General features: G+C 66.5%; 23 protein-coding genes and 1 tRNA gene. 14 read left to right on the forward strand and 10 right to left on the reverse strand.

Going from position 1 to position 25,677, the window contains the following annotated elements:
* Window positions 1–111 precede the first annotated feature (111 nt).
* Entirely contained in the window at window positions 112–543 is a 432-nt protein-coding gene (locus tag HLH35_RS06270) for an NUDIX hydrolase (protein ID WP_182978331.1), read from the reverse strand.
* Window positions 544–704: 161 nt separating this feature from the next.
* On the opposite strand from HLH35_RS06270, the gene HLH35_RS06275 reads away from it, so the two are divergent.
* From HLH35_RS06275 to HLH35_RS06290, 4 genes are all read left to right on the forward strand, one after another.
* Window positions 705–1,313 carry a YceI family protein gene (locus HLH35_RS06275; RefSeq protein WP_182978332.1) on the forward strand — a complete coding sequence of 203 codons (609 nt, stop codon included), beginning with the start codon at window positions 705–707 and terminating at the stop codon, window positions 1,311–1,313.
* Window positions 1,314–1,318: 5 nt separating this feature from the next.
* The gene (locus HLH35_RS06280; protein WP_182978333.1) at window positions 1,319–1,927 is read left to right on the forward strand and encodes a cytochrome b; all 609 of its coding nucleotides are present in this window, start codon (window positions 1,319–1,321) and stop codon (window positions 1,925–1,927) included.
* Between the two features lie 4 nt (window positions 1,928–1,931).
* The gene (locus HLH35_RS06285; RefSeq protein ID WP_182978334.1) at window positions 1,932–2,501 is read left to right on the forward strand and encodes a YceI family protein; all 570 of its coding nucleotides are present in this window, start codon (window positions 1,932–1,934) and stop codon (window positions 2,499–2,501) included.
* Between the two features lie 109 nt (window positions 2,502–2,610).
* Complete coding sequence (locus tag HLH35_RS06290) at window positions 2,611–2,796, forward strand: hypothetical protein (protein WP_182978335.1); 186 nt, start codon at window positions 2,611–2,613, stop codon at window positions 2,794–2,796.
* Between the two features lie 183 nt (window positions 2,797–2,979).
* Here HLH35_RS06290 and HLH35_RS06295 read toward each other — a convergent pair whose 3' ends face one another.
* Window positions 2,980–3,579: a TetR/AcrR family transcriptional regulator gene (locus tag HLH35_RS06295; RefSeq protein WP_182978336.1), complete on the reverse strand. Its 600-nt coding sequence runs from the start codon at window positions 3,577–3,579 to the stop codon at window positions 2,980–2,982.
* Between the two features lie 72 nt (window positions 3,580–3,651).
* Between HLH35_RS06295 and HLH35_RS06300 the strand changes: the two genes are divergently transcribed.
* Window positions 3,652–4,941 carry an MFS transporter gene (locus tag HLH35_RS06300; RefSeq protein ID WP_182978337.1) on the forward strand — a complete coding sequence of 430 codons (1,290 nt, stop codon included), beginning with the start codon at window positions 3,652–3,654 and terminating at the stop codon, window positions 4,939–4,941.
* 69 nt (window positions 4,942–5,010) lie between these two features.
* On the opposite strand, the gene HLH35_RS06305 is transcribed toward HLH35_RS06300, so the two are convergent.
* A complete protein-coding gene (locus tag HLH35_RS06305; RefSeq protein WP_182978338.1) occupies window positions 5,011–5,343 on the reverse strand; it encodes a UrcA family protein in 333 nt (110 codons plus the stop codon).
* Between the two features lie 333 nt (window positions 5,344–5,676).
* The gene (locus HLH35_RS06310) at window positions 5,677–6,768 is read right to left on the reverse strand and encodes a saccharopine dehydrogenase family protein (RefSeq protein WP_182978339.1); all 1,092 of its coding nucleotides are present in this window, start codon (window positions 6,766–6,768) and stop codon (window positions 5,677–5,679) included.
* Between the two features lie 111 nt (window positions 6,769–6,879).
* Here HLH35_RS06310 and HLH35_RS06315 point away from each other — a divergent pair, with 111 nt between their 5' ends.
* Complete coding sequence (locus HLH35_RS06315; protein ID WP_246384890.1) at window positions 6,880–7,341, forward strand: Lrp/AsnC family transcriptional regulator; 462 nt, start codon at window positions 6,880–6,882, stop codon at window positions 7,339–7,341.
* A gap of 199 nt (window positions 7,342–7,540) precedes the next feature.
* The gene (locus tag HLH35_RS06320) at window positions 7,541–7,807 is read left to right on the forward strand and encodes a hypothetical protein (protein WP_246384891.1); all 267 of its coding nucleotides are present in this window, start codon (window positions 7,541–7,543) and stop codon (window positions 7,805–7,807) included.
* 32 nt (window positions 7,808–7,839) lie between these two features.
* Here HLH35_RS06320 and HLH35_RS06325 read toward each other — a convergent pair whose 3' ends face one another.
* Entirely contained in the window at window positions 7,840–9,228 is a 1,389-nt protein-coding gene (locus HLH35_RS06325; RefSeq protein ID WP_182978341.1) for a multicopper oxidase family protein, read from the reverse strand.
* Window positions 9,219–11,093, reverse strand: coding sequence for an FAD-dependent oxidoreductase (locus HLH35_RS06330; RefSeq protein WP_182978342.1), 1,875 nt, complete (start codon window positions 11,091–11,093; stop codon window positions 9,219–9,221). The genes HLH35_RS06325 and HLH35_RS06330 overlap by 10 nt, the downstream gene beginning before the upstream one ends.
* A gap of 392 nt (window positions 11,094–11,485) precedes the next feature.
* On the opposite strand from HLH35_RS06330, the gene poxB reads away from it, so the two are divergent.
* Window positions 11,486–13,222, forward strand: coding sequence for a ubiquinone-dependent pyruvate dehydrogenase (gene poxB / locus HLH35_RS06335; protein ID WP_182978343.1), 1,737 nt, complete (start codon window positions 11,486–11,488; stop codon window positions 13,220–13,222).
* Window positions 13,223–13,240: 18 nt separating this feature from the next.
* Here poxB and HLH35_RS06340 read toward each other — a convergent pair whose 3' ends face one another.
* Complete coding sequence (locus tag HLH35_RS06340; protein WP_182978344.1) at window positions 13,241–13,627, reverse strand: MAPEG family protein; 387 nt, start codon at window positions 13,625–13,627, stop codon at window positions 13,241–13,243.
* 602 nt (window positions 13,628–14,229) lie between these two features.
* Between HLH35_RS06340 and HLH35_RS06345 the strand changes: the two genes are divergently transcribed.
* The 3 genes from HLH35_RS06345 to HLH35_RS06355 all read left to right on the forward strand — a co-directional run bounded on the left by HLH35_RS06345 (window position 14,230) and on the right by HLH35_RS06355 (window position 16,178).
* Complete coding sequence (locus HLH35_RS06345; protein WP_182978345.1) at window positions 14,230–14,610, forward strand: con-10 family general stress protein; 381 nt, start codon at window positions 14,230–14,232, stop codon at window positions 14,608–14,610.
* Window positions 14,611–14,975: 365 nt separating this feature from the next.
* Window positions 14,976–15,542, forward strand: coding sequence for a DUF4142 domain-containing protein (locus HLH35_RS06350; RefSeq protein ID WP_246384892.1), 567 nt, complete (start codon window positions 14,976–14,978; stop codon window positions 15,540–15,542).
* A gap of 30 nt (window positions 15,543–15,572) precedes the next feature.
* Window positions 15,573–16,178, forward strand: a complete 606-nt coding sequence (locus HLH35_RS06355) for an isochorismatase family cysteine hydrolase (protein WP_182978346.1) — start codon at window positions 15,573–15,575, stop codon at window positions 16,176–16,178.
* 113 nt (window positions 16,179–16,291) lie between these two features.
* Here HLH35_RS06355 and HLH35_RS06360 read toward each other — a convergent pair whose 3' ends face one another.
* The 3 genes from HLH35_RS06360 to lepA form a co-directional block, all read right to left on the reverse strand.
* On the reverse strand, window positions 16,292–16,798 hold the full coding sequence (locus HLH35_RS06360; protein ID WP_182978347.1) for a YciE/YciF ferroxidase family protein: 507 nt from the start codon (window positions 16,796–16,798) through the stop codon (window positions 16,292–16,294).
* Between the two features lie 1,129 nt (window positions 16,799–17,927).
* A tRNA-Ser gene (locus HLH35_RS06365) sits at window positions 17,928–18,018 on the reverse strand.
* Between the two features lie 151 nt (window positions 18,019–18,169).
* Complete coding sequence (lepA, locus tag HLH35_RS06370) at window positions 18,170–19,975, reverse strand: translation elongation factor 4 (protein ID WP_182978348.1); 1,806 nt, start codon at window positions 19,973–19,975, stop codon at window positions 18,170–18,172.
* A 166-nt stretch (window positions 19,976–20,141) separates the two neighbouring features.
* Between lepA and HLH35_RS06375 the strand changes: the two genes are divergently transcribed.
* From HLH35_RS06375 to HLH35_RS06385, 3 genes are read left to right on the forward strand one after another with little or no spacing between them, the layout of a single operon-like run.
* On the forward strand, window positions 20,142–21,422 hold the full coding sequence (locus HLH35_RS06375; RefSeq protein WP_182978349.1) for a TolC family protein: 1,281 nt from the start codon (window positions 20,142–20,144) through the stop codon (window positions 21,420–21,422).
* Window positions 21,419–22,585 carry an efflux RND transporter periplasmic adaptor subunit gene (locus HLH35_RS06380; RefSeq protein ID WP_182978350.1) on the forward strand — a complete coding sequence of 389 codons (1,167 nt, stop codon included), beginning with the start codon at window positions 21,419–21,421 and terminating at the stop codon, window positions 22,583–22,585. Before HLH35_RS06375 ends, HLH35_RS06380 begins: the two co-directional genes overlap by 4 nt.
* Window positions 22,586–22,587: 2 nt before the next feature.
* Window positions 22,588–25,656 carry an efflux RND transporter permease subunit gene (locus tag HLH35_RS06385; RefSeq protein ID WP_182978351.1) on the forward strand — a complete coding sequence of 1,023 codons (3,069 nt, stop codon included), beginning with the start codon at window positions 22,588–22,590 and terminating at the stop codon, window positions 25,654–25,656.
* The last annotated feature ends 21 nt before the right edge of the window (window positions 25,657–25,677 follow it).

The raw sequence follows: 25,677 nt of genomic DNA on the forward strand, positions 1-25,677 counted from the left end.
CCTTATGGGCCGCCTGTGCATCGGAGCGTCTCCGACGACGGGCGGGAGAGGCCGCGTCGTCTGCGGCCTCTGGGGGAATCGCTGTCTGAAGCCGTTCGTAACCCGGCCTGCTCAGAGCCTGTTTGGAAATGCGTTCAGCATCGCCAACGCCTGCCGGGTCGCCTCGGTCAGCGGGGTGGGCAGGGCTGTGAGCGGGAACCAGCCCCAGTCGGCAAGGGCGTGGGGTTCATGGATGGCGGGGGTGCCGGTCTGGATGGTGGCGCGGAAGACGGGGGCGACCCAGTGCGTGCCGCGCGCGCGGTCGATCTGGTCGACGATGCACAGCAGGCTGGTAAGGGTGATGGTGATGCCGAGTTCTTCGGCGATTTCGCGGATGGTGGCGTTGGCGACGGTTTCGTAGGGGTCGAGCTTGCCGCCGGGGAGGCCCCAATGCTGGGCTTCCGGGTCTTTTCGGCGGAGGACCAGCAGGAGTTTGCCGTCTTCGATGATGGCGGCGCCGCAGCCGACGCGAGGCTGGGGAATGGGGGGTGTGCTGTCGGTCATGGGGGCAGCATAGCCAAGTGCAAGAATGGAAACGATCCGTTTCCGTCATTTTTGTTATTGTATTTCAGGACCTCCGCTATGTCTGGATGCAGCGGAACGGTTCGGGCCTGATGGGTCCGGGTGTTCGGTGTGCATTTGTCCTGATTTCGGAGTTGTTTCCCATGAAGCGCAGCGCCTATTCGCTTTTCACGGCCTTGGCCATTGCCGCCAGCCTGCCTGTTGCCGCCCAGGCGGCGGGCAGCCCGGCCGAGGTTCAGTCGGGCCATTATGCGGTCGAGCCCAGCCATACGCAGGTCGGGTTTTCGGTCCTGCATTTCGGCTTCACCAACTACGCGGGTGTGTTCTCCAACGTGTCGGGCACGCTGGAGCTGAATGCGAAGACGCCGGCGGCGTCCAGCCTGTCGGTGACGATCCCTGTCGCCTCGGTGCAGACCACCAGTGACGTGCTGAATGGCGAGTTGAAAGGTGCCGAGTGGTTCGACGCCGAGAAATTCCCCAACGCCACCTTTGTCTCGACCAGCGTGAAGCTGACCGGCAAGAGTGATGCCGTCGTCGCGGGGAACCTGACGATCCATGGCGTGACGAAGCCCGAGACGCTGAAGGTGCATTTCATCGGCGCCGGCGTGAACCCGCTCGACAAGAAATACACCACCGGTTTCGAGGCCACCGGCACCGTCAAGCGCAGCGATTTCGGCGTGAGCAAGTATGTGCCCTATGTCAGCGATGAGGTGACGTTGCGCATTGCCGGCGCCTTCGAAAAGCAGGACTGACCGCCATGGCCATAGCCGCGCGCGAAGCCGGCGGGGTTGTGCGGTATACGGCCGTCGCGATCGTCCTGCATTGGGCGATCGCGCTGGGCATCCTGGTCCTGATCGCGATGGGGCTGGTGATGGACCATCTGCCGCTTGCCCCGATGCGGGTCTTCCAGCTCTACCAGCTTCATAAATCCATCGGCATCACCATCATGTTCCTGATCGTGCTGCGTGTGGGCTGGCGCCTGACGCATGCGGCGCCGGGCCTGCCGGAGAGCATGAAGCCGGTGGAGCGGCGGGCGGCGCATCTGACCCATGCCGCGCTGTATGGGTTGCAGCTTCTGTTGCCGCTCAGTGGCTGGGCGCTGGTCTCGGCTTCGGTGCTGGGCATTCCGACCGTGCTGTTTTCCGTCGTGCCGTGGCCCGACCTGCCGGTCCTGTCCACGCTGGCCGACAAGGCGCCGGCCGAGGCGGTGCTGAAGATCGTTCATCACTGGGCGGCCTGGAGCCTGCTGGCGCTGATCATGTTGCATGTGGCGGCTGCTCTGCGTCATCATGTTATTCTGCACGACAATATCCTGCGGCAGATGCTGCCGGCCTTCGGCCGCCGTACCCTGCGCCAGGGAGAGTAATCCGATGTCTTTTCTCAACAGGACGGCCTTCGCGGCCGTTGCGGCCACTCTGTTCCTCGCGCGGCCCTCTCTGGCGGCCGAGTGGACGATTGATGCCGCCCACAGCATGGTCGGCTTCTCCGGCATGCAGACCGGCAGTCCGTTCAGCGGGCATTTCGGCAAATTCGGCGGCACGATCTCGTTCGATCCGGCCCATCCCGAGGCGGGCCATGCCCTGATCACCATCGATATCGCCAGTGCCGCGACCGGCGACCGGCAGCGCGACGGGGCGATGCCCGGCCGCGACTGGTTCGATGTCGCGGCCTTTCCCACTGCTACTTTCGAGGCCACGCGCTTTGTGGCGACGGGAGGCAATGGCTATCAGGCCATCGGTCGGCTGACGATCCATGGTGTCAGCCGGCCGGAAACGCTGCCATTCACGCTGGAGATCAGCGGTGATACGGCGCATGCCAAGGGGCATCTGGACCTGGTCCGTTCCGCCTTCAATGTCGGGCAGGGGCCGTGGGCGAGTGGCCAGTGGGTTGCGCTGGCGGTCGGCGTGGATGTCGATCTCTCGGCCCACAAGGGAGGTTGAAGACGTTTCGATTGTGGTATGGTGGGGAGGGCTCGGGTATCGCCATGCCCTGCTTTCAGCCATAGTCGGTCACAGGATGGCGTTATCCGGTCAGGAAAGGGTGTCGGGCATGCGGCGTCGTGATGAAGATGGCATCGTTTCGGAAGCCGGCCTGCTTCTGGCCGAAATCCAGTCGGATGTGGAGCAGTTGAACAGGCGCGCGCAATCCGTCCCGCAGATGCCCGACAGCCTGCGTCAGGGCATTGCCGCCCTGGCGGACAAGATCGACGCGCTTTGTGACCTGAGCCGCCGATAGGCGGCGGGCCGCGCGGTCAGAGCCTGTTTGGAAATGCGCGCTGGTGAGCGAGAGCGGCCCGGAACGGGCCGCGCCCGGCGTGTGTTTCCGAGCATCGGAGCGGAGCGGCCTTGATGGAAGTGAGCACCGAAGCACAGGAAACGCGCGTCGGATCGCCACCAGCGCGCATTTCCAAACAGGTTCTCAGCCCGGCCCGCACTGGGCGTCGATCAGCAGGCGCGCGCATGCGCCCACCTGCGCGGCCGGCCCCGGCGGCGGGAAGGCCTGGCCCACGACATAGGCGCCTTCCATCAGCAGGATCAGGCCGTCGGCAAGCTGTTCCGGATTGGTGGCCCCCATCTGCAGGGCGCGGTCGACCAGCCAGTCCCGCACCTGATGCTTGAGGCGGGCTGCTTCCTGCCGCACCGGGTGCGCACGGTCGGGATATTCGAGGATAGCGTTGGTCAGCGCGCAGCCGCGATAGTCGGCGGCGGCGGAACGTTCGGCCAGCCCGTCGAAATAGGCCAGGAGCTGGGCGCGGGCGTCATCGGGGTGTTCGGCGCGGACAAGGGCGATCCGGTCCCAGAAACATTGCTGGTAGTCGGCGAGGAAGGCCGTGGCCAGCCCGTCCTTGGAGGCGAAGGCGCGATAGAGCGACGGCTTGGTCACGCCCGCATTCTGCACGATCTCCTCCACCCCCACGGCGCGGATGCCCTGGCGGTAGAACAGGTCGCGGGCCGACTGGCGGAGCCTGTCGGCCGCCGTCGGGCGTCGGGGAGGGCGCGGGGCGGGCGAGGAGCGCATGGGGAAATCCGCTTGACGATGTTACCGATCGGTACGTAACGTGGCGCGATCTTGAACTGACCGGTCAGTCATATGAGCCCGCTCCCTGTTTCCCGCAAGGTTTCCCGGCCCGCCTACGCGTTCGTGGGGGTGGTGGGGCTGACCTTTCTGTCGCTTCTGGTGTCGGCGGGGGTGCGTGCCACGCCGGGCGTGCTGATGATGCCGTTGCAGATGGAACTGGGCTGGAGCCGGGCCGGGATTTCGGCCACTGCGGCGTTCGGTATCTTTCTCTACGGTTTTGTCGGCCCGTTTTCGGCGGCGCTGATGCAGGCGGTGGGGATACGCCGCACGCTGGTCGGCGCGCTGCTGCTGATTGGCGGGGCCAGTTTCCTGTCCCTGTTCATGACGCAGCCATGGCAGTTCTTCGTCACCTGGGGGATGCTGACGGGGCTGGGCACCGGGGCCGTGGCGATGGTGCTGGGGGCGACGGTGGTGAATCGCTGGTTCGTGGCCCGGCGCGGCACCGTCATGGGGCTGCTGGCGGCCAGCACGGCCACCGGATCGTTGTTCTTCCTGCCGGCCCTGGCGGCGCTGGCCCATGACCATGGCTGGCGCGCGCCGGTGCTGGCGGTGACCATCGCCTGCCTGGTCCTGGCGCCGCTGGTGGCGCTGTTGCTGCCCGAACATCCCGAGCGGCTCGGGCTTCTGCCGCATGGGGCGCCGCCGGATTATGTGTCGCCCCCGCCGCCCGACCGCAACCCGCTGCACATGGCGGTGGGGGCGTTGCGCGATGCGGTGCCGAAACGCGATTTCTGGTTTCTGTTCCTGACGTTTTTCGTGTGCGGGTTTACCACCAATGGGCTGATCGGCACGCATTTCATCGCGATCTGCGCCGATCATGGGATCGGCGAGGTGCCGGCGGCGGGGTATCTGGCCATGATGGGGCTGTGCGACCTGTTCGGCACCACGCTGTCAGGCTGGCTGACCGACCGGACGGATGCGCGCTGGCTGCTGTTTTCCTATTACGGGCTGCGCGGCCTGTCGCTGGTGGCGTTGCCGTTCTGCGATTTCTCGCCGGGCAGCCTGACGGTGTTCGGCATCTTCTACGGGCTGGACTGGATCGCGACCGTGCCGCCGACGCTGCGCCTGGCCAATGTGGCGTTCGGCGAGCGTGCGGCGCCCATGGTGTTCGGCTGGGTGGTGTTCGGGCACCAGATCGGCGCGGCCTGTGCCGCGTCGCTGGCCGGGCTGCTGCGTCAGGCTCAGGGCAGCTATCGGGACATGCTGGTGCTGGCCGGCTGCGCGGGCGTGCTGGCGGCGCTGATGGCGCTGGGCATCGGGCGTGCGCCCGTGCGCGGTACTGTTCCGGCAGGGGCGCGATAGAGGGAAGGTCCTGGGGCTCCCGGATCACGGCGCAGGCATGGCCGCGCCTCCGGGAGCGGTGGGATCACGCTATTCCTCCAGGTCGTACTGGCTTGCGGCGTAATCCACGTTGAGGTCATTCACATCCCTGACCGCACGCATCACGGCGTCGCGCCGGCAGTCCGAGCGTTCGATCGCACGGCGGAGTTCCGAGCCGATGGCGGTACTATCGCCGCAGACCGTCAGGGCCGCGCGGTCTATCCGGGCCACAAGGTCCCGGGCCCCCGGGGCGGTCGCCAGATCGGCCCGGTAAAAGGTAACGGGTATCCGTTGGATCTCGTCCTCGCCCCAGCCCTGGCCCTCGGCCGTGATCTCTTCGGACTGGGTGTTGCGGGCCTGGGCCCAGGCGGAATGCAGGGGCACCAGGGAGGGCGCCAATCCTGCTAGGATGAGCAGTCCGGCCCCGATGAGCCGGGCCCGATGGTGGGGGGAGGTTGCTTTCAAAGTCTGCTGTCGGGTTGCCGGCTTTGCCGGGTTGGCTTCCATAGGCGCCATACCAGCCATCCATACTGGATTGGTCATGACACACGCTCCAAGATCGACCTGGAAGAGACTCAGTGCGGTCGCCCGCCGGAGATTGCCTCCGGCAGCGCCGCCTGACGCCTTACTGTGTAGGCGTGTGGGCATGGGGGAACCAGATCACATTCAGCGGGGCCTTTCCCTGCGTCACGCAATGGGCGCATGCCCGTCGGGCTGTCAGGCGGCCGGGCGGCGGCCCTGATAGACGCGTCCGAAGCGGTTTTCGAGGAAGGTGTCCAGCGCGATATCCTCCTGGCGGATGAGGCCCTGGGCGGGGAGGTGGCCGTCCTTCAGCAGGTCCAGCACGGCGCAGATGGCGCCGGCGGTGGTGATCTGGATGGCGGTGCGTGGGCGGCCGTTGACGGTCTCGCCATAGATGCGGCGGACGAAGCTTTCCTGCGTCAGGCGGCCGTCGCGCCAGCCTGACACGGTGACGAAGACCAGCACGATGTCCTGCTGCGTCACCGGCAGGGCGTATTCGAGAATATCCTTGAACAGGTCGCGCCGTTCGGCCAGCCGCAGGTCGCGCAGCAGCAGCTTCATCGCCTGGACGTGGCCGGGATAGCGGATGGTGCGGTAGTTGAGTTCGCGCACTGCCCCAGCATAGGTCTCGCACAGCGAGCCGAGGCCGCCCGAGGTATTGAAGGCCTCGTAGGTCACGCCGTCGACGCCCAGCGTTTCCAGCCCTTCCAGCGCCGGCACCATGCGCCGCCGGCCGTCCACGATGGCCTCGCAGGGCTCGATATATTCGTTGATGACGCCGTCGGTGCTCCAGGTGAGGTTGTAGCCCAGCGCGTTGGAGGGGAATTCGGGCAGCGCGCCGACCCGCAGGTGGATCGTGTCCAGCCGTTCGAAGCGCCGGGCGATGTCGTGGGCGACGATGGACACGAAGCCGGGGGCCAGGCCGCATTGCGGGATGAAGGCGGAGGACGCGCCGGCCGCCAGGTCGCGGACCGCGCGGGTGCTGGCCACGTCCTCGGTCAGGTCCAGATAGTGGATGCCCGCCGAGGCGGCGGCGGAGGCGATCGCGGTCGTGAGATGGTAGGGTGCGGCGGAGAGGACGGCGTCATGGCCCGCCATCAGCGGGGCCAGGGCGTCGGGCTGTGCGATGTCGGCCCGGAGGCGGCGGACCTGGGGGCCGACATCGGCGCGGTCCAGGCCCGGCTGGTCCCGGTCGATCAGCGTGACGGCGTAATCGCCGGTCGCATCGAGGAAGTCCGCGATCGTGGAGCCGATCTTGCCTGCGCCGGCAACGAGTATCTTCTTCATGCCCATCGTTCCTGATCCGTATGTGATACGGAAATGGAACGAAGGAATACGGCCGGACACAATGGGCGGAGTGACGCGCGATCGGTGCTTTCTTTCGGCAGAATGTCGGATATGATCGGCATTATGCAACCCGATGAGACGGACAAGGCCCTGCTGGCCCTGCTGGAGGGCAATGCGCGGATTTCCACCGTCGCGCTGGCCCGCCGTGTCGGCCTGTCGCGCACGACGGTGCAGAGCCGGATCGAGCGGATGGAGCGGGCCGGGCTGATTGCGGGCTATACGACCGTCACCCCTGCCCATGACGCTGATGCGGTGCGGGCGCATGTCATGATCACGGTCACGCCGCGCCAGGCGGCCTCGGTCGAGGCGGCGCTGCGTCCGATCCGGGAAATCCGCGAACTCCACGCCGTCAGCGGTTTGGTGGACATGATCGCCATTGTCGGCGCGGGCTCGACCGAGACCATCAACCGGGTCATCGACCGGATCGGCATGCTGGACGGGGTGGAGCGCACGACATCGGCGATCATCCTCTCCACGCGGTTCCGGCGCCGGGGAGGGGAGCCAGCTTCGTGACCGGGCCGCTCAGGGGGCGGGTGGCGGCGTGGGGCTGAGATAGGGCTGTGCCGCGGCCGGGCGGGCGGGCGGCGGTTCCGGCCGGTGTGAACCATCGGGCATGGAATGCGTTGAAAAATGTGATGTTTGTTGGGGGGCGCCGGTGCGTCCCGTCCCATCGAACGGCTGCGGAGCCCCCGGCAATTGAGGAGAAGCGACCTTGAGATTTTCAGCATGCGCTCCATTCGCCGCGTTCGCCCTTGCCGCCTTTTCCCTGGGCACGGTCCATGCCGCGTCGCGCGAGGAGCAGAGCGCGGCCTGCCGGGGGGATGCGATCAAGCTGTGCACCTTCGCCATTCCGGACGAAGACAAGGTAGCCGCCTGCATGAAGAAGAAGGTCGATCAGCTTTCGCCGCGCTGCCGGGCGATGTTCGAACCGGCGGGAAAGAAGAAGCCCGGCCGGGGCAGGGCGAAATCTCCGTCATGAAAGGGCCGGGTCCAGACAGGCTCTGACGCGCCTCAGCTGTAACGGATCATCTGCATGAATCCGTAATCCATGTGCATCTGGTGATGGCAGTGGAACAGCGTGTCACCCGGATTGTCGGCGACGAGCAGGGCGTCGATCGTGTCGAATCGTCCGATCTGGACCGTATCTTTCTCGATCGGGCCGATCCGGCGCATGCCGCGGCGCAGGATGGTGAAATGGTGCCGGTGCAGATGCAGCGGATGCGCGCAGCCGCTGAGATTGATCCAGCGGAACAGGTAGCGGCCGCCCGCGCGCACATGCAGCGGGGGCAGGTCGGCATAGGAGCGGCCGTTGATCGTCCAGCCTTCCATCCCGTCCGGTGTCAGCCTGCGTTCGAACAGCATGGGGAAGATGCCGTCCAGCCGCAGATCTTCGACCGGCGGGGCGGCGGGGCCGCCGAACAGGGCGTAGTCCCAGTCGGATATCGGGGGCGGGGTCCAGATGGCGGGGCCGGTGGCGCCGGCATATTCGATCACGCGGCCCAGGCCGGCGGTCTGCTGCGCCGGGTCGGTGGGGCCCAGCACCCAGCGGCCCGGCCGGTTCATATGCACGATGGCGTCGACCCGTTCGGCCACGCCCAGCGTGATCACCGAGACCGGTGCGGGACTGGCGACCGGGTTGCCGTCCAGGGCGACCACCGTGAAGGCGTGGCCCGGCAGGGCCAGGGACACGGCTTCGGTCGCGCTGGCATTGAGGAAGCGGAACAGCACCCGTTCGCCCTGCCGCACGCGCACCGGCTCGGCCGCCTGCATCAGCCGGCCATTGAAGGTGGCGTAGCGGTAGCGCGGCATGGCGCAGAATTCGGGGGAGGCCGGGATGCCGGGCAGGGCGCCGTCCCAGTGATGGGCCGCCAGCAGCACCTCGCGATCGTGGCGGCCCGGATCGCGGCGGGGTTCGACGATCAGGAAGCCGAACTGCCCGCTATACATGGCGCGCGAGAAATCCATCATCGCCATGGTGTGGGTATGATACCAGCGCGTGCCGGCGCGGGGAGGCACGAAGCGGTAGTCCAGCGTGCCGCCCGGCGGGATGGTGGCCGATCCTTCCTCGGCCGCGCCATCGGGGACGGCGCCCACGTCCAGCCCGTGCCAATGGACCAGTTCCGGCGCGTCGCTGCCGTTGGTCACGCGGACCCATGCCGGCCTGCCCTCGGGCAGGCGCAGCACCGGGCCGGGTACCTGCCCGTCATAGGCCAGCACCCGGCGGGTGATGCCCGGTGCCAGTTCGACCGTCGTGGGCGCGATCCGCAGCGTTATGGGCTGGGCCGTCATGGGCTGGACCGGGGCGGCATGGCCGGCACCCGGGCGCGGCAGCAGGCCCGCCATGCCGCCGGCCAGCAGCGCCCGCCGGCGGGTGATGGGGGGAATGTCAGTCACTGCCATGATGCGACCTCCCGCGCGGCGCGGATTCCGTGCTGGAATGCGCCGGTATAGTTCTGTGCGCCGTTGAGTTCGGCATGGGCGATGGCGATGCGGCCGAAGCCGCGCGCCACGATCTCGCGCTCCGGCGGCTGGCCGTTGCGGCCGTAATAGAAGCCGGGTGTCTGGATGACCCGCGCATGGCCCCAGCGATTGAGGATGATGCCGTCGATGTCGCGCGCGGGGTCGAACCCGGCCTCGGCGAACATGGCGGCCATCTGGGTGCGGATGATGCGCTCATATTCCGCGTAGCTGGTGGACAGCAGGCGCATCCGCCCGCGCGCGCCCTGTTCCCACGCGCTCAGGCCGGGGGTGTACAGTCCCATGTAGAAGGTCAGCAGGGCTGGGCGGTCGGGGTGCAGCGGAGGGGTGTAGTCGGGGGTGACGATCGACTGGCGGATATTGGCGCAGAAGCCGAACATGGTGCCGTCATCCATCCAGCGGGCTGCCGTCGCGTTCAGCCGGTAGAGGAAGCGCCAGTTCTTCAGCCCCACATTGGCCACCAGGGCGGGGGCGTAGCTGAACCGGTCGTAGGCCGTGCGGATGCCGGCCGGCAGGTCGCGCACTACATGTTTGGTGATCCACCCGCCGGTCGCCATGATGACGGCGCGCGCGCGAACCCGATGGATGCAGCCGGCGCGGGCGTAGGCCACGTCGACGATGCCCGAGGCCGGGTCGTCGCCGCGATGGCGGACCGACAGCACGGTTGCATCCTGGCGGATGCGCACCGGCCCCTCGGCGTCCAGCCGGGCCGGGTCGATGCGGCCCCACTGCATGGCCGAGAACGACACGCCGCCGGGAAACAGGCCGGGGATGAGCTGCGACGCCAGATAGCGGCCCAGCAGCGCGTTGCCGCCGGGGAAGGAGTAGGTCATCCGCTCGGACTGGGTGACCAGATGCATGCCGTAGCGCGCGGAAATCGCATCGGCGCTGACGCCGCCCAGCAGGCCCACCACCGGCTGGTGGAATGAAGTCACCTCCGGCCGGTAGCCGCACAGTCCTTCCAGATAGGTGCGGTAATCGATCTGGTCCAATGCGCGCGGATCATCGGCATGCACGGCGCCTTCGCCCCGTCGCCAGCGCAGCAGGCTCTGCCGGACCTCGGGCGGGAAGGGCGTGCGCGCCAGGTCGTCGCGCCAGATGTTTTCGGTCCAGCAGGGGCGGGGCGCGCCGTCCCTGGTGTCGAAACGATAGGCGATGTCGACCTGTTTCTCGTTGAAACCATCCATGTTGGAATAATTGTCGAACGAGAAGCGGAGCTTCTTCAGGGACGGGTCCCATGACTGCACGGTGAAGTCGTAGGGGATGCCGCATTCGCGAAACAGGGCGCCGATGGGGGTGTCGGCATCGGGCTTCGGCGCCAGGAAATCGTTCGATCCCTGCGGGCCGAGCAGGCGCGTGCCCTCGACCATGAATTCGTTCTGTCGCGCCTCGCCGCCGAAGATCGGGTGGTTGTCCAGGATCAGGCAGTGCCGGGTACCCTCGGTCAGGGCCCGGTATTCCTTGGCCGCCATCAGGCCGGTCAGGCCGCTGCCGACGATCACCAGGTCGTAGGATTCGACGTCCTCGCCGGCAAGGGGGGCGGCGGACAGGGCGTCATGGAACCCGTCGCGCACGCGGTGCGCCGCCGTCAGGACCGGCAGCGTGTTGCCGTTGGCGCGTGCATAGTCGCCGACGCCGCCATAACCCGAAAAATCGTCGATTCCGTCTGGATCGTGCCCTGAAACCGGGCAGGCTGTCACCGGGCGCGCCCTGCCGTTCAGGAAGTCTCGCCGCGTGGTTCCACCCCCCATGCCCAGGCGGCGGTCTTCGCTGCTGCCATTGCCCATACCGTTTCCTCTTGAACGCGCGTTCCGCCTGCCTTTCCGGGGAATGCAGGCGGATAATCGGTTTATCGTCGAAATGGATTCTGCAGAGCCAGATCAATGCGGCCATAGTACTATCCGCCGGTGAAGGAAATCCCGGAAGAGTTCAAATCACAGGGACCTGCGCCGTGATCATTGACATGCAGCAGGACTTTTCCGGGCCTGACGTTGCGCGAGCTGGTGCGGCGCCGGCGGCAGGGGGAACTTTCGGGACGTCCACCCGTAGCGATGCACGTGACAATGGTCGGGTCGTGCCGACCGTCCATGCCGATCGCCTCGACGGGGCCGCGCACGTGCCCGGCTGATCCGTTCCCTCAGGCGATGGTCGATTCCATGATGCATTCGGGAGAGAGTGGATGCCTGTCGCCACCGTTGCCGACCTGATCGCGGATACGCTTGTTGAAGCGGGTGTGAAACGCATGTTCGGCGTTGTGGGCGACAGTCTCAACGCCCTGACGGAGGCGCTGCGGGTTCGGCCGGCCATCGAGTGGGTGCATGTGCGTCATGAGGAGGTCGCGGCCTTTGCGGCGGCTGGAGACGCGCAGATCATGAACCAGCTTGCCGCCTGCGCGGGGTCGTGCGGGCCCGGCAACCTGCACCTTATCAACGGTCTGTTCGATGCCCATCGCAGCCGGACGCCGGTGCTGGCGATTGCCGCGCATATTCCCTCGGGGGAAATTGGCGGCGGCTATTTCCAGGAGACGCATCCGCAGAACCTGTTTCGGGAATGCAGCCATTATTGCGAGCTTGTCTCCGATCCGTCCCAACTGCCCTATGTGCTGGAAAATGCCATTCGGGCTGCCGTGGGGCTGCGCGGCGTGGCTGTGGTGGTCATTCCGGGGGATGTCGCGCTGCGCCCGGCGCCGCCTGGCGCCCATGCGGCGCGCCGGGGGCTGTTGCCGCCGGTGCCGCTGGTGCGGCCGGCGGAGGCCGAGCTGGGTGCGCTGGCGGAACTGCTGAACGGTGCCGGGCGCGTCACGCTGTTCTGTGGCCGGGGCTGCGCGGGGGCCCATGGGCTGCTGCTGCAACTGGCGGAGGCGCTCAAGAGCCCGATCGTGCATGCGCTGGGTGGCAAGGAATGGGTGGAATATGACAATCCCTACGATGTGGGGATGACGGGCTTTATCGGGTTTTCGTCGGGCTATGCCGCCATGAATGCGTGCGACGTTCTGCTGATGCTGGGGACCGATTTCCCTTACAAGCAGTTCCTGCCGGCCGAAGCCCGGATCGCACAGGTCGATATCCGGGCGCAGAATCTGGGGCGGCGCTGCAAGCTGGATCTGGGGCTGGTCGGTGATGTGGGGGCGACGATCGCCGCCTTGCTGCCGAAACTGACGGTGAAGGCGGATCGGACGCATCTGGACAACAGCCTGAACCATTATGCCAAGGCCCGGGAAGGGCTGGATGATCTGGCGACCGGCACGCCCGGGCGCAGGCCGATCCACCCCCAATATCTGGCCAAGCTGGTCAGTGAGGCGGCGGCGGAGGATGCGGTCTTTACCGCGGATGTCGGCACGCCCACCATCTGGGCCGCCCGCTACCTGAAGATGAATGGCAGGCGCCGGCTGATCGGGTCCTGGGTTCATGGTTCCATGGCCAACGCCATGCCGCATGCGATCGGCATCCAGGCTGCGCAGCCGGGGCGACAGGTGGTGTCGCTTTCGGGCGATGGTGGCTTTACCATGCTGATGGGCGACCTGATTACGCTGACGCAGCAGGACCTGCCGGTGAAGATCGTGATCTTCAACAATGGCGTACTGGGTTTTGTCGCGCTGGAAATGAAGGCCGCGGGGTTTGTCGATGTCGGCGTTGATTTGAAGAATCCGGATTTCGCGGCGATGGCGCGGGCGATGGGCATCCATGCCCTGCGCGTCGAGGACCCGGGTGACCTGCCGGGGGCTGTGGCGGAAATCCTGGCCCATGACGGGCCGGCGCTGCTGGATGTGGTGACCGCAACCCAGGAGCTTTCGCTGCCGCCTACGCTCAAGGCCGAGCAGGTGAAGGGGTTCAGCCTGTATGTTCTCCGTGCGATCATGAGCGGCCGGGGGGATGAGATTCTCGATCTGGCCAAGACCAATCTTCTGAAACGCTGAATCGGGGCGCAGTGCCGGTCAGAAGATCTGCACGATGATCAGCACGATGCCGGCCACGCCCACCAGCCATGCCAGCGTGCGGATGCCGGTAATGCCGGCGATGTAGCTCGCGGCATGGACGACCCGCGCCCCCAGGAACAGCCATGCGCCCAGCACGGTCATGCTGTTGGAGATGCCGGCGGCGTGCGCGATCAGCACGACAATGGCGAAGGGGAGCAGGTTTTCCACCAGGTTGCGGTGCGCCCGCAGGCCCCGCCCCGCCGCCCCCGTGGGCTCGGGGACGCCTTCGCGGTTGCCGAGCACGCCGGCCTGTCCGATCTGGCGGAAATAGAGGGTCCCGTAGAGCACGGGCAGCGCCAGGCAGAGGATGGCGGACCAGAGCAGGGCCCAGAGTTCGGACGTCATGGCAGGCTACCTTCTCGCGCCGGACAGAAGAATGGCCACGCACCGGTCCTGGGCGGCCGGTGCGTGCAACGCGGCCAGTCGCTGCGGGTTGCGGCTTTCATCGCGACGGCCTTTCGGGCCTGCCCGGAAACGGCTCGTTGTGTGGGGCCTGGAGGGGCGTAGCCCCGTTCGGTCTTCTTCATGCAGGGCGGTTTATGTGTACGTGGAAACGGCGAGGCCCGTGACAGGAAGGGGATATTCTATGAAATGGGCCATCAAATTCTCTGTTGCGCCAGGGGATGGTGGGGTGGCGTGGGCCGGAATACCATTGCAAAGGGATGAATTGAAAAAATAAGGATATGAAAGAAGAATATGGAAATTCTTTGTGCGGTCTCAGTGTGTTGTGCGTGGAGTTCACGAGTGGGTGATTTGTGGCTTCGAGGGGAATCCTCTTGCCACATCAATCGGGTAGTTCATTTCACATGTGTTTAAAAATATTCTTTTTAGAAAAGAAAATTTTATAAATTTGTCCCAACGGGTGTATGGGAGGGGTGGGAGCCGGGCAGGTCCGTGAGGCTGCGGTGTGATGCGCGGTTCGATTTTCAAAAAAATAGGAGCATTCCATGATTTTACTGGAAAAATATCATTCGTCTCTCGTGTATGCGGCGGATAGCCGTGGTGGCAGGGGTGCCGGCCATAATCCGGGAAATTTTGCACAGGATCACGAACGGGCGGTCGAGGCTGGCCGCAAGGGAGGCCAGCACGGCCATGGCGGGACTGCCGCGCATAGCAGCGGCGGTGCCGAACATAAGGGGGGCAATTTTGCCGACGATCCCGAACGGGCGGCTGAGGCGGGGCGCAAGGGCGGCCAGCATAGTCATGGCGGGAGTGCCGGGCATGCCAGCGGTGACGCCGGGCATAAGGCGGGGAATTTCGCCGATGATCCCGAGCGGGCGGCGGAAGCGGGCCGCAAGGGTGGTCACGCGTCCCACAAGGGTTCGTGAGGCAGCGGCAGGCGTGGCGGCGTGCGCGGTCATGATGGACGCGTGACGGATCATGTCGAAATGGCCTGCAACCTTATGTAAACGCTCAACGTGCTCATGGAACCCGGCTGACGCAGGCGTCAGCCGGGTTCCGGCGTTTGGTGGTGCGTTTTCTGCGCCTGGGTAAGGACGCCGATCGGGATGTGTTCTCACAAACTGGTGTAGAGGTATTTAAAAAACTTATTCATTGTTAGGGCTTTTTTGATTCTACGTGACGCCGTGTTGTTCCGGCGCTTCACACGCGACAGAAGCGTGCCGTGGAGCACCCGTCTGCGTCCTGCCGCGAACCAGGGCAGGCCTGAATCATTCAAGCGAAGGAAATCGTCATGTTCATGACATATCGTGCCGTCCTGACCGCGGCTGGCGCGGCGGTGCTCGTCGTGCTGTCGGGCGGTGGCCCGTTGCATGCGCAATCGGTTGGCGAACGGTCCGGCGTCAATTCGCTGCTGGGGGTCAGCCCCTCGACCGCGGATTTTGTGCGGATGGTGGCGTTGAGCGACATGTTCGAGATCCAGTCGGCCAAACTGGCGCTGGCACGCAGTAAGGATGACTCCGTGCGGGCCTTTGCGCAGCGGATGCTGAAGGACCATCAGGCAACGACAATGCAGCTCAAGGAGGCCATTGGCGGGCGCGCCGGCATCGAGGCGCCGCCCACCGCGCTGGACCAGGCGCATGAGACGAAGCTGAACCAACTGCGCAACCTCAAGGGGCCTGGTTTCGATCGGCAGTATCGCACCGAGCAGATCACGGCGCATGAGGATGCCGTGTCACTCTTCACGCGCTACAGCGAGGGCAAGGAGGACCAGGCGCTGCGGGATTTTGCCACGCATGCGCTGCCCACGCTGACGGAACACCTGCGCATGGCGCGTGCGCTTCCCATCACGCATGACTGACAGGCCCGAGGAGAGAGGATAGGGGGCCGCATGCCTGACGATCTCCGCTATGGTGCCCTCGGGGCGAACTGCGTGCATCTGTGCGTCGACATGCAGCGCCTGTTTGCGGAAGAGACCGACAGGTACATGCCGTGGATGAAGCGTGTGTGCCCGACGGTGGAGCGGATCGCCGCCCACGCGCCGGAGAGAACGATCTTTACGCGCTTCATCCCTGCCAGCCATCCGGGTGAGGGGGAGGGGACGTGGCGCCGTTATTATCGGCGCTGGGCCTCGATGACGCTGGAGCGGATCGGGATGGGCATGGTGGAGCTGGTGCCGGAATTGCGCCGTTTCGTGCCGCCGGCGGAAATGGTGGACAAGCATGTCTATTCGCCCTGGATGAGGACGGATCTGCAATCGCGGCTTGTCCGGCGGGGAACGGATACGCTGATCATCTCGGGTGGTGAGACCGATATCTGCGTGTTGGCTACCGTGCTGGGGGCGATCGACCGTGGTTACCGTGTTGTCATTGCGATTGATGCACTTTGTAGTTCTTCGGATTCCGCGCATGACGCGTCGCTGCGCGTCTATCATACGCGGTATGGGCAGCAGGTCGAAACCGCGGCTGCTGACGAGATTCTGGCTGCCTGGTCGTGATGGGCGGCTGGTGCGGGCATATCTCCGCCCGTGACGGTGTCGGTGCCGACAGCGCCGGGCGATAGCGGGCGATAGGGCGCCCCCGGTTTTCCCGAGGGGCGCCCGGAGGAGGGTCAGCTTGCCTGGAGCATGGCCTCCGGATTGCTCTCACGCTCGGCGATTTCGGTGAGGAGGGCGTCGGTCCGCTTCTCTTCTTCCAGTGTTTCGCCGAGAAGTTTTTCGGCCTGGGTAAGGCCGAGGGTGGCGGCCCATGCCTTCAGCGTGCCGTACCGGGAGATTTCATAATGTTCGATGCACTGGGCGCACCCGATCAGCACCGCGTCCGCCGCTTCGGTCGAGCCGAAATCTTCGAGATCTTCTTCCATTTCGGCCAGAATGCCCTGTGTCGCTTCACAGGTCTTGGAGCGCGGCGCCTTGCCGATCAGGCCGAACACCTCGTTCAGTCGCTCGACGTGATGGGCGGTTTCCGTGGCGTGCGTTTCGAACGCTTCCTTGAGGTCCGGTGCGTGGGCGGCGCGGACCGACCTCTTGAGGGCCTTCAGGATCTGCTTTTCGGCGAAATAGATGTCTTTCAGCGTCTCATAGAACGCGTCGGACAGGGGCTTTTCTTGGATTGGCATGATGACTTCCTTTCCATTTCAAGGGGGATGCGGAGCCTCGGCGGATTCATCCGCTCCGATCGCAGACCGGTTTGCGTTCCGGAAGACCGTCTTCACGCCTGCGATTTCTGGCTTGGGCAAGGTGGGGCGGTGTTCGTGGGATGCCGGTCGGTCGTGGGCGGGGAGGTTCATCCGCCGGGACTGCCTCGAGAGCGCCATCCATGGTGCTCCCCCGTCGGGAGGCATGTCTGAACCTACGCGGCTGTGCCTATAGGGTTGCGGATCGCGTAAAATTCTTCTGCGGTCGGGTTTTTAGCAGGATGCCGTATGAGGAGGGTTGGAGAGATCTTGTTTTGTTTGTTGTAATGACGACATTTTTTCGTGGAGCCGTCGGAGTGGCTGTTTCATTTTTTCGCCTGTGCCGCGCGCTGCTGCTGGTGGGCGTGGTGTTCGGAACCTCGCGGCGGCGGTCGTGTTACCTTGGCTCACGCAATGGAGGGGTATGCCATGCATAATTTTCCAGATCGCTGCCATGAAGCGCGCTCGGCGAGCGGCCGCCCGGCAGGAGGGCCAGCAGGGCGGGTTTGTAAACAGTCTCTTGCGGCTGCATGGATTGCGTTGGCGGTCATTGCGGCGACTCCGGTGGCCTCGGCATCGGCTCAGGATGCGGGCACTCCGCCCGCGGCGCCCCGTTTGCCATCGGCCCTGGAGCCACCCTCCAGCAGTGGCTATCTGCAGAAAGACAAGAAGGTGCCGCCTTCGGAAAAGCTGCCGGACTGGCCGCAACTGAAGCGCGACTAGGTTTCGCCGACGCCTCGGGCTCCGTGCCCCACCAAGACCGGTTGCAAGATGATGCCGTTGTCGCACGGGGACGCGACGAAGCGGCTGAAGCATGCGCCGCCCAGCGGCGATGCGTCGCAGGACCGGCAGGGGGGTGTCGAAACGCCTCGGGACTAGGACTGTCTATCAGGTTACGCGGGACATTGTCGCCCGTGCCCATGCCTGGGCAAGCTTTGGAGCCCATAGAAGATACCCCCAAACCGATGGTATTGCATGGTTCGTTCGGGCTGCGGCTGGCCACACGCGTCACGCGGAAAATGGGCCGGAGCTGCGGTCTGTAGCCTATATGCGGCATGGTGGGTGAGCGGGGTGGCGGAGAGAGTGGGATTCGAACCCACGGTACGCTACTAACGTACACACGCTTTCCAAGCGTGCGCCTTAAGCCGCTCGGCCATCTCTCCGGCGCACTGGCGGGGCTGCCGGTGTGGCAGGCCCGTCGGTATGGGGCGGGAACATAGCAACAATTCCGGCCGGCGCAAGGGGGAAAGGTGCGCCGGATTTGGGGCCGGCGCGGGTTGGGTGGTGAGGACTGGCAGTGACAGGTGGTGGGGGTCAGTGGTCCATCTTCAGGGCGGCCAGGAAGGCGCTCTGGGGGATTTCGACCTTGCCGAACTGGCGCATGCGCTTCTTGCCTTCCTTCTGCTTTTCCAGCAGCTTGCGCTTGCGCGAGATGTCGCCGCCATAGCATTTGGCCGTCACGTCCTTGGACATCGCGCCGATCGTCTCGCGCGCGATCACGCGGCTGCCGATCGCGGCCTGGATCGCGATCTTGAAGAGCTGGCGGGGGATCAGTTCCTTCAGCTTGGCGCAGATCGACCGCCCGCGGCTTTCGGCCGCCGAGCGGTGGGCGACGAAGGATAGCGCGTCCACCGGCTCCAGATTGACCAGGATCGAGATCCGCACCAGGTCGCTCTCTTCGTAGCCGTCCATCTGGTAGTCGAAGCTGGCATAGCCGCGCGACACCGATTTCAGCCGGTCGTAGAAATCGAACACCACCTCGTTCAGCGGCAGGCGGTAGACCGCCATCGCCCGGTTGCCGACATAGGTGAGGTCCTTCTGCACGCCGCGCCGCTCGCTGCACAAGGTCAGCACCGCGCCCAGATACTCGTCGGGCACCATGATGGTGGCGACGATCCAGGGTTCTTCCATCCGCTCGATCACCGAGCCGTCGGGCATGTCGGCGGGGTTGTGCAGTTCCTCCATCTCGCCGTTCGTGCGGTAGAGGCGGTAGACCACCGAGGGCGCGGTCGCGATCAGGTCCAGGTTGAATTCGCGGCTCAGGCGCTCCTGGATGATTTCCAGGTGCAGCAGGCCCAGGAAGCCGCAGCGGAAGCCGAAGCCCAGCGCGGCCGAGGTCTCGGCCTCGTAATGGAACGAGGCGTCGTTCAGCCGCAGCTTGGACAGGCTGTCGCGCAGTTTCTCGAAATCGTCGGCATCGACGGGATACAGGCCGCACCACACCACCGGGATCGACGGCTTGAAGCCCGCCAGCGCGGTTTCGGCCGGGCGGCGGTCGTCGGTCAGCGTGTCGCCGACATTGCAGTCGGCCACCGTCTTGATCGCGGCGTTGATGTAGCCCATCTCGCCCGGGCCCAGATCGTCGACCGGGACCATGCGCGGTGCGAACACGCCGACCTGATCGACATTGTAGACCGCGTTGTTGGACATCATGCGGATGCGCATGCCGCGCTTCAGCCGGCCCTCCTTGACGCGGACCAGGATGATCACGCCCAGATAGGGGTCGTACCAGCTATCGACCAGCAGGGCCTGCAGCGGCTTGGTGTCGTCGCCGACCGGCGGGGGCAGGCGCGTGACCAGGGCTTCCAGCACGCCCTCGATGTTCAGGCCGGTCTTGGCGGAGATCTGGACCGCGTCGTCGGCCGGGATGCCGATCACTTCCTCGATCTGCGCGCGGACGCGCTCGGGCTCGGCGGCGGGGAGGTCCACCTTGTTCAGGACCGGCACGATCTCGTGATGGGCGTCGATGGCCTGGTAGACGTTGGCCAGCGTCTGCGCTTCCACGCCCTGCGAGGCGTCGACCACCAGCAGCGAGCCTTCGCAGGCTGCCAGCGAGCGGCTGACCTCGTAGGCGAAATCGACATGGCCCGGCGTGTCCATGAGGTTCAGGACGTAGGTCTTGCCGTCTTTGGCCGGGTAGGTCAGGCGCACCGTCTGCGCCTTGATGGTGATGCCGCGCTCGCGCTCCAGCTCCATATTGTCCAGGACCTGGTTGGTCATTTCGCGCGCCGTCAGCGCGCCGCAGGCCTGAATCAGCCGGTCGGCCAGCGTCGACTTGCCGTGGTCGATATGCGCGATGATCGAGAAATTGCGGATCAGCGAGAGCGGTGTGTCGGTCATGGGCGCAGACATAGGCCAAAACCCCACGAAAGTCAGCGGGTCGCGCGTAAATTCTCCCGTGGGCCCGGCGCCCGCTGTCCTCGTTCAGGGTCCTGTCAGCTTGGTGTGTTAGAGCGCGCTTTCGACAGGGGTGGCATCGGGCCATCCGGAGTGCGGGGGTGGATGGATGCCAGGGGGCTTGTCGCGGCGGCATGATGCCGAAAAGCCGGCCCTGGGTGCCATGCTGGCCGTGATCGTGGGGGTAGGGCTTGCCGCTGGGCCGGCCGGCCGTGCGCGTGCGGCGGACCTGTCCTTTCGCGATGCCGTCACGGCCGCGTGGGCGGTCGATCCTGTGCGGACGGAGCTGACGACCAACGGCCAGTCGGCCGATGCGCGGGCCGATGCCGCGAAATCCTGGTTTCCCGGCGGCCCCGTGGTGTCGGCCCAGTATTTCGACGACCATTTCATCGGCACCAATATCGGCTACACCACCTATCAGGGCACAGTGTCGGTGCCGCTGTGGCTGCCCGGGCAGGGGACGGCGACGCAGCGTGTGGCGCAGGCCGAATCCGCCACCATCCAGGAAAAGCTGAATGTCGAGCACATGGCGGTGGCCGTGCGCGTGCTGGAGGCGACCGGGGCGCGGGTGATCGCCCAGCGGCGGCAGACGGTGGCGCTGTCGCTGGTGCAGGCGATGCAGCGGGTTGCCGCCGCCGTGGGGCGGGCCGAACATCAGGGGGAGGCGGCCGCTGCCGACCGGCAGGCGTCGGATGCCGAACTGGCGGCCGCGCGGAGCGAGGCCGGGCTGGCGCGCGAGCAGGTCGCGACCACCGGCGCGGCGCTGGAGACGCTGCTGGGCCGGCCGGGGCTGCCGGACATCCTGTCCTATGACGATCGCCTGCTGGCGCGGACGCGCCTGGATATGCCCCAGGCGGTCGAGGATAACGACCCGCGCGTGCGGGCCGCCACCCGCGATGTGGCCGCAGCGCGCGAGGGGGTGCGGCTGGCCCGGGCGTCGTTCATGCCCAATCCGGAAATCGGGGTCGGCGCGATCCATGAAGGGTCGTATGGCAGCCCGTGGGACAATCGGGTGGGGGTCCAGATCTCGGTGCCGCTGCCCAGCGAGGCGCGGAACGTGCCGATGATGGCCGAAGCCCGCAACCGGCTGGCGGCGGCCGGCAGCCAGGAAGTGCAAGCGCGGCGCATGGTGCGGGTGGAGCTGGCGCAGGTGCGGGCCCGGCTGGATGCGGCGCGGACGATTCTGGAGGGCGCGCGGGCCTCGGCCACCGCGCTGAACCGGCGCGCCGACGAGATGGAACATTCCTGGCAGGTGGGGGAAACGACGCTGATCGAGGCATTGCGGGCGCGGCTGGCCGCCTATAACGCCATTCTGGCGCTGAATTCCGCCGAAATCGGCTGGCATGCGGCCATTCTGCGCGCCGCCATCGCCACCGGGATGACGCCATGAGGCGCCTGGGTGCGGCCATCGGGCTGGCGGCTGCCCTGATCGGCCTGATCCGGGCGCCCGCCGTCCGGGCCGAGGCGCCGGCGGGGCTGGAGCCGGTGACGATCGGGGCCGAGGCGCGGCAGATCGAGGGGGTGGTCGACAGCGTGGCCCGGCCGGGCAGCCTGTCGCGGATGCTGCCGGTGCTGGCCAGCGTGATGCCGGACGAGACGCGGATCGTGCGGGTGCGGCCGGTCGGTGCCGGCAAGGTGCTGCGGGTGTATGTCATGGCCGGGCAGCATGTGGCGCGCAATAGCGTGCTGGTCGATTATCTGGACCATTCGCTGCATGTCGCGCGCCTGCAATCGGTGCAGATGCAGGCCGCCCTGGCCGGGGCCCTGGCGGCGGAGGCCGAAGCCGAGGCGGCGTGGAAGCGCGCGCGGGACCTGGCCGGCACCACCGTCTCGCAGGGGGAAGTGCGGCGCCGGCTGGCCGTGTTGCAGGAGGCGCGCAGTACCGTGGCCGCGCGGCAGGCCGATGTCGGAACCATGACGCATCGCTTCGAGGAGGAGTTCAACTCGATCAGCGAGCGCATCGGCACCGGTGGGGACGAGACATCGTCGCTGCTGGCCCCCATCGATGGCATGGTCCAGGAGATGGGCGTGTCGTCCGATGGGGATATCGAGGCCGGGCAGGTTGCCGCGACCCTGATCGACCTGTCATCGGTCTGGATCGTGTCCGACATTGCGCCGCAGGATGCCGCCCGGCTGGTGGTGGGCGGGCGGCAGACCGCGATGCTGAACGGGCGGCGGATCGAAAGCCGCATCAGCAGCATCAGCGGCGTGGCCGCGCCCGCCACCGGGCTGGTGCGCGTCATCAGCAGCGTGCCCAATCCGGACGGTGCGCTGCGCCCGGGCATGATGCTGGATGTGGCGCTGGAAACCGCCGAGACAAAGAGCGGCATCGTGGTTCCGTCCGAGGCGGTGCAGCAGGTTGCGGGCCGCGATGTGGTGTTCGTGCGGAACGGGGCCGACAGCTACCGGCCGGTGCCGGTGACGGTCGGGATCGATAATGGAGACAGTGCGGTCATCGTCTCGGGCCTGTCGGCGGGGCAGGCGGTGGCCGTCCATGGCAGCTTTGCCCTGAAATCCATGATTCTGCTGGCCGGGATGGGCGGGGACGACTGACCATGCGTGGCCTTCTGATTCTGCTGCAGGCGAACCGCTTCGTCGTCCTGGGGGCGGCACTCGCGATCATGCTGGTCGGGATGGCGGCGGTGATCGGTCTGCCGGTGGAAGCCGTGCCCGACATTTCGCCCCGGCAGGTGTTGGTTTCGGTCGTCGCCCCTGGCCTCGCCACCGAGGAGGTCGAGCGGCTGATCACCTTCCCCGTCGAGGCCAGCATGGCCGGGATTCCGGGGATGAACGATCTGCGCTCGGTCTCGCGGTCCGGCGTGTCGGTTGTCTATGTGCAGTTCGACGACGATACCGACATCGATCTGGACCGCACCCGCGTCAATGAGCGTATCCAGCAGGCGCGCGGGCTGATCGCGGTGCCGGGCCTGTCGATCAATATGGGTCCGCTGGCCACCGGCATGGGCGAGATCATGCAGATCCAGATCCGTGGCGCGGGTCGGTCGCTGATGGAGCTGAACCGGCTGATGAGCTGGAGCGTGGTGCCGCAGCTGAAGCTGGTACCGGGCGTGGTGGACGTGAACGTCAATGGCGGGGCCGAGGAGACGTTTCAGGTGGCGCTGGATCAGGCGCGGCTGAATGCGTACGGCGTTTCGGTGGGAGACGTGTATCGCGCCGTGGACGGCAACAATGCGGCCTCGGGCGGCGGCTGGATCGAGCATCATGCCGAGCAGCAGATCGTGGTGGGGCGCGGGCTGATCCGCACCCTGGACGATTTCGGCGCGCTGGCGGTGCGCAGCAATACCGACGGCACCGCGATCCGCCTGCGCGATGTGGGCGCGGTGTCGATGGGCCCGCGTACGCGGCTGGGCGCCGTGACGCGCGACGGGCAGGGCGAGATCGTGATCGGCGTGGTGATGATGCGCCAGGGGGCGAGTTCGGACGCGACGCTGGCCGCCATTCGCGCGGCGCTGCCGGGTATCGGGCGCGGACTGCCTTCGGGCGTGACGCTGGAGCCGTATTACAGCCGGTCGGACCTGACCAACCGCACCATCGCCACCGTGCGCGACAATCTGCTGATGGGTGCGGTGCTGGTGGTGGGCGTGCTGGTGGTGGTGATCGGCGACTGGCGGGCGTCGCTGGTGATTGCCTCGGTCATTCCCTTTGCGCTGGTCTGTGCCATGACGGGGATGCGGCAGTTCGGCATTTCGGCCAACCTGCTGAGCCTCGGGGCGATCGATTTCGGGATGATCGTCGACAGTTCGCTGGTGGTGGTCGAGCATCTGCTGGCCATGCGCGAGACCGATCGGGCGACCGACCTGCGGACGCAGGTGGTGTCGGCGACGACCCAGGTGCTGCGGCCCGTCACCTTCGCCATTCTGGTGATCGTGATGGTGTATCTGCCGATCCTGACCTTGCAGGGGATCGAGGGGAAGATGTTCCGCCCGATGGCGCAGACCGTCATCATGGCGCTGCTGGCCTCGCTGGCCTATTGCGTGTTCTGCGTGCCGGTGATCGCGGCGCTGGCGATGCGGGGCAGCCGGGGGCATGGCGACACGCGGCTGGTGGCGGTGCTGCGCCGCCGCTATGGGCCGGCGGTGCGCTGGGGGGAGAGCCATCCCGGTATGCTGTTCGGCGGCACGATCGCGGTGTTCCTGGTCTCGGTCATGCTGGCCATGCGGCTGGGGGGGGAGTTCATCCCGCAACTGGGTGAGGGGGCGCTGGTGGTGACCACGACGCGCCTGCCCAGTGCCTCGCTGCCGACGGTGCTGGAGTCGGTGCGCAAGGAAGAGCAGATCCTGAAGGGTTTTCCCGACATCGCCACCGTGGTCAGCAATACCGGGACCTCGGCCATTCCGACCGATCCGATGGGTGTGAACGAGACCGATACGTTCGTCTTTCTGAAGGATCCGTCGGCCTGGCGGACCGCGCGCACGCAGGAAGGGCTGGTCGGCGCCTATGACCGTGCCCTGCGCGACCGGCTGCCGGAGGCGCAGTTCTCGTGGAGTCAGCCGGTCGAGATGCGGATGGACGATCTGCTGTCGGGGGTGCGGACGCAGATCGCGGTGTCGATCTACGGCCCCGATCTGGCGACGCTGTCGCGGCTGGGCGACCAGGTGGCGGCGGCGCTGAACAGCGTGCAGGGGGCGGCCGATGTGGCGCCGCAGGGCGATGGCACGCTGCCCTTCATCCATGTCGATGTCGATCGCGCGCGCGCGGCGCGGCTGGATGTGGCGATGGCCGATATCCTCGACACGGTCGAGGCGGTGGGGGGGCATATCGGCCGGCCCGTGATCATGGATGATGCGGTGGTGAACACGCAGATCCGTTTTGCCGCCGCTCAGGTGGCTTCGGTCGGGCAGATCGCGGGCCTGCGCGTGCGCCGGGCCGATGGGGCTGGGTCGGTGCTGCTGTCGCAGGTGGCGCGCGTGTCGGTGGTGGACGGGCCGCCGCGCATCAGCCGCGACCGCATCCAGCGCCGGCTGATCGTGCAGGCCAATGTGCGCGGGCGGGATCTGAGCTCCTACGTCGCGGCGGCGCAGGCGGCGGTGGCGGCGCGGGTGCATCTGCCCCCCGGCTATCGGATGAATTGGGAGGGGCAGTTCCGAAACCTGCAATCGGCCATGGCGCGGCTGGAGATCGTGGTGCCGATCGCGCTGGCGCTGATCTTCGTGCTGCTGGTGCTGGCGCTGGGGTCGGTCGCGCCGGCGGCGCTGGTGTTCGTCAACCTGCCGATGGCGGCGACGGGGGGGATTCTGGCGCTGGCGGCGCGGGGGCTGCCGTTCAGCATTTCGGCCGGGATCGGCTTCATTGCGCTGTTCGGTGTCGCGATCCTGAACGGTGTGGTGCTGGTCAGCTATATCCAGCATCTGCGCGACACGGGGATGGATGTGGCGCGCGCGGCGTTCGAGGCGGCGGAACAGCGTTTCCGGCCCGTGATGGCGACCGCGCTGGTGGCCAGCCTGGGCTTCTTCCCCATGGCGTTTTCGACCAGCGCCGGGGCGGAGGTGGAGCGGCCGCTGGCGACGGTGGTGATCGGCGGGCTGGTGTCGTCTACCGTGCTGACGCTGCTGGTGCTGCCTTCGCTTTATGCGCGGGTGATGCGGGAGCGGAAAAAGGGGTAGGCTTTCGGGGCTCTGCCCCGA

The organism is Gluconacetobacter asukensis, from assembly GCF_014174375.1.
GTDB lineage: Bacteria > Pseudomonadota > Alphaproteobacteria > Acetobacterales > Acetobacteraceae > Gluconacetobacter > Gluconacetobacter asukensis.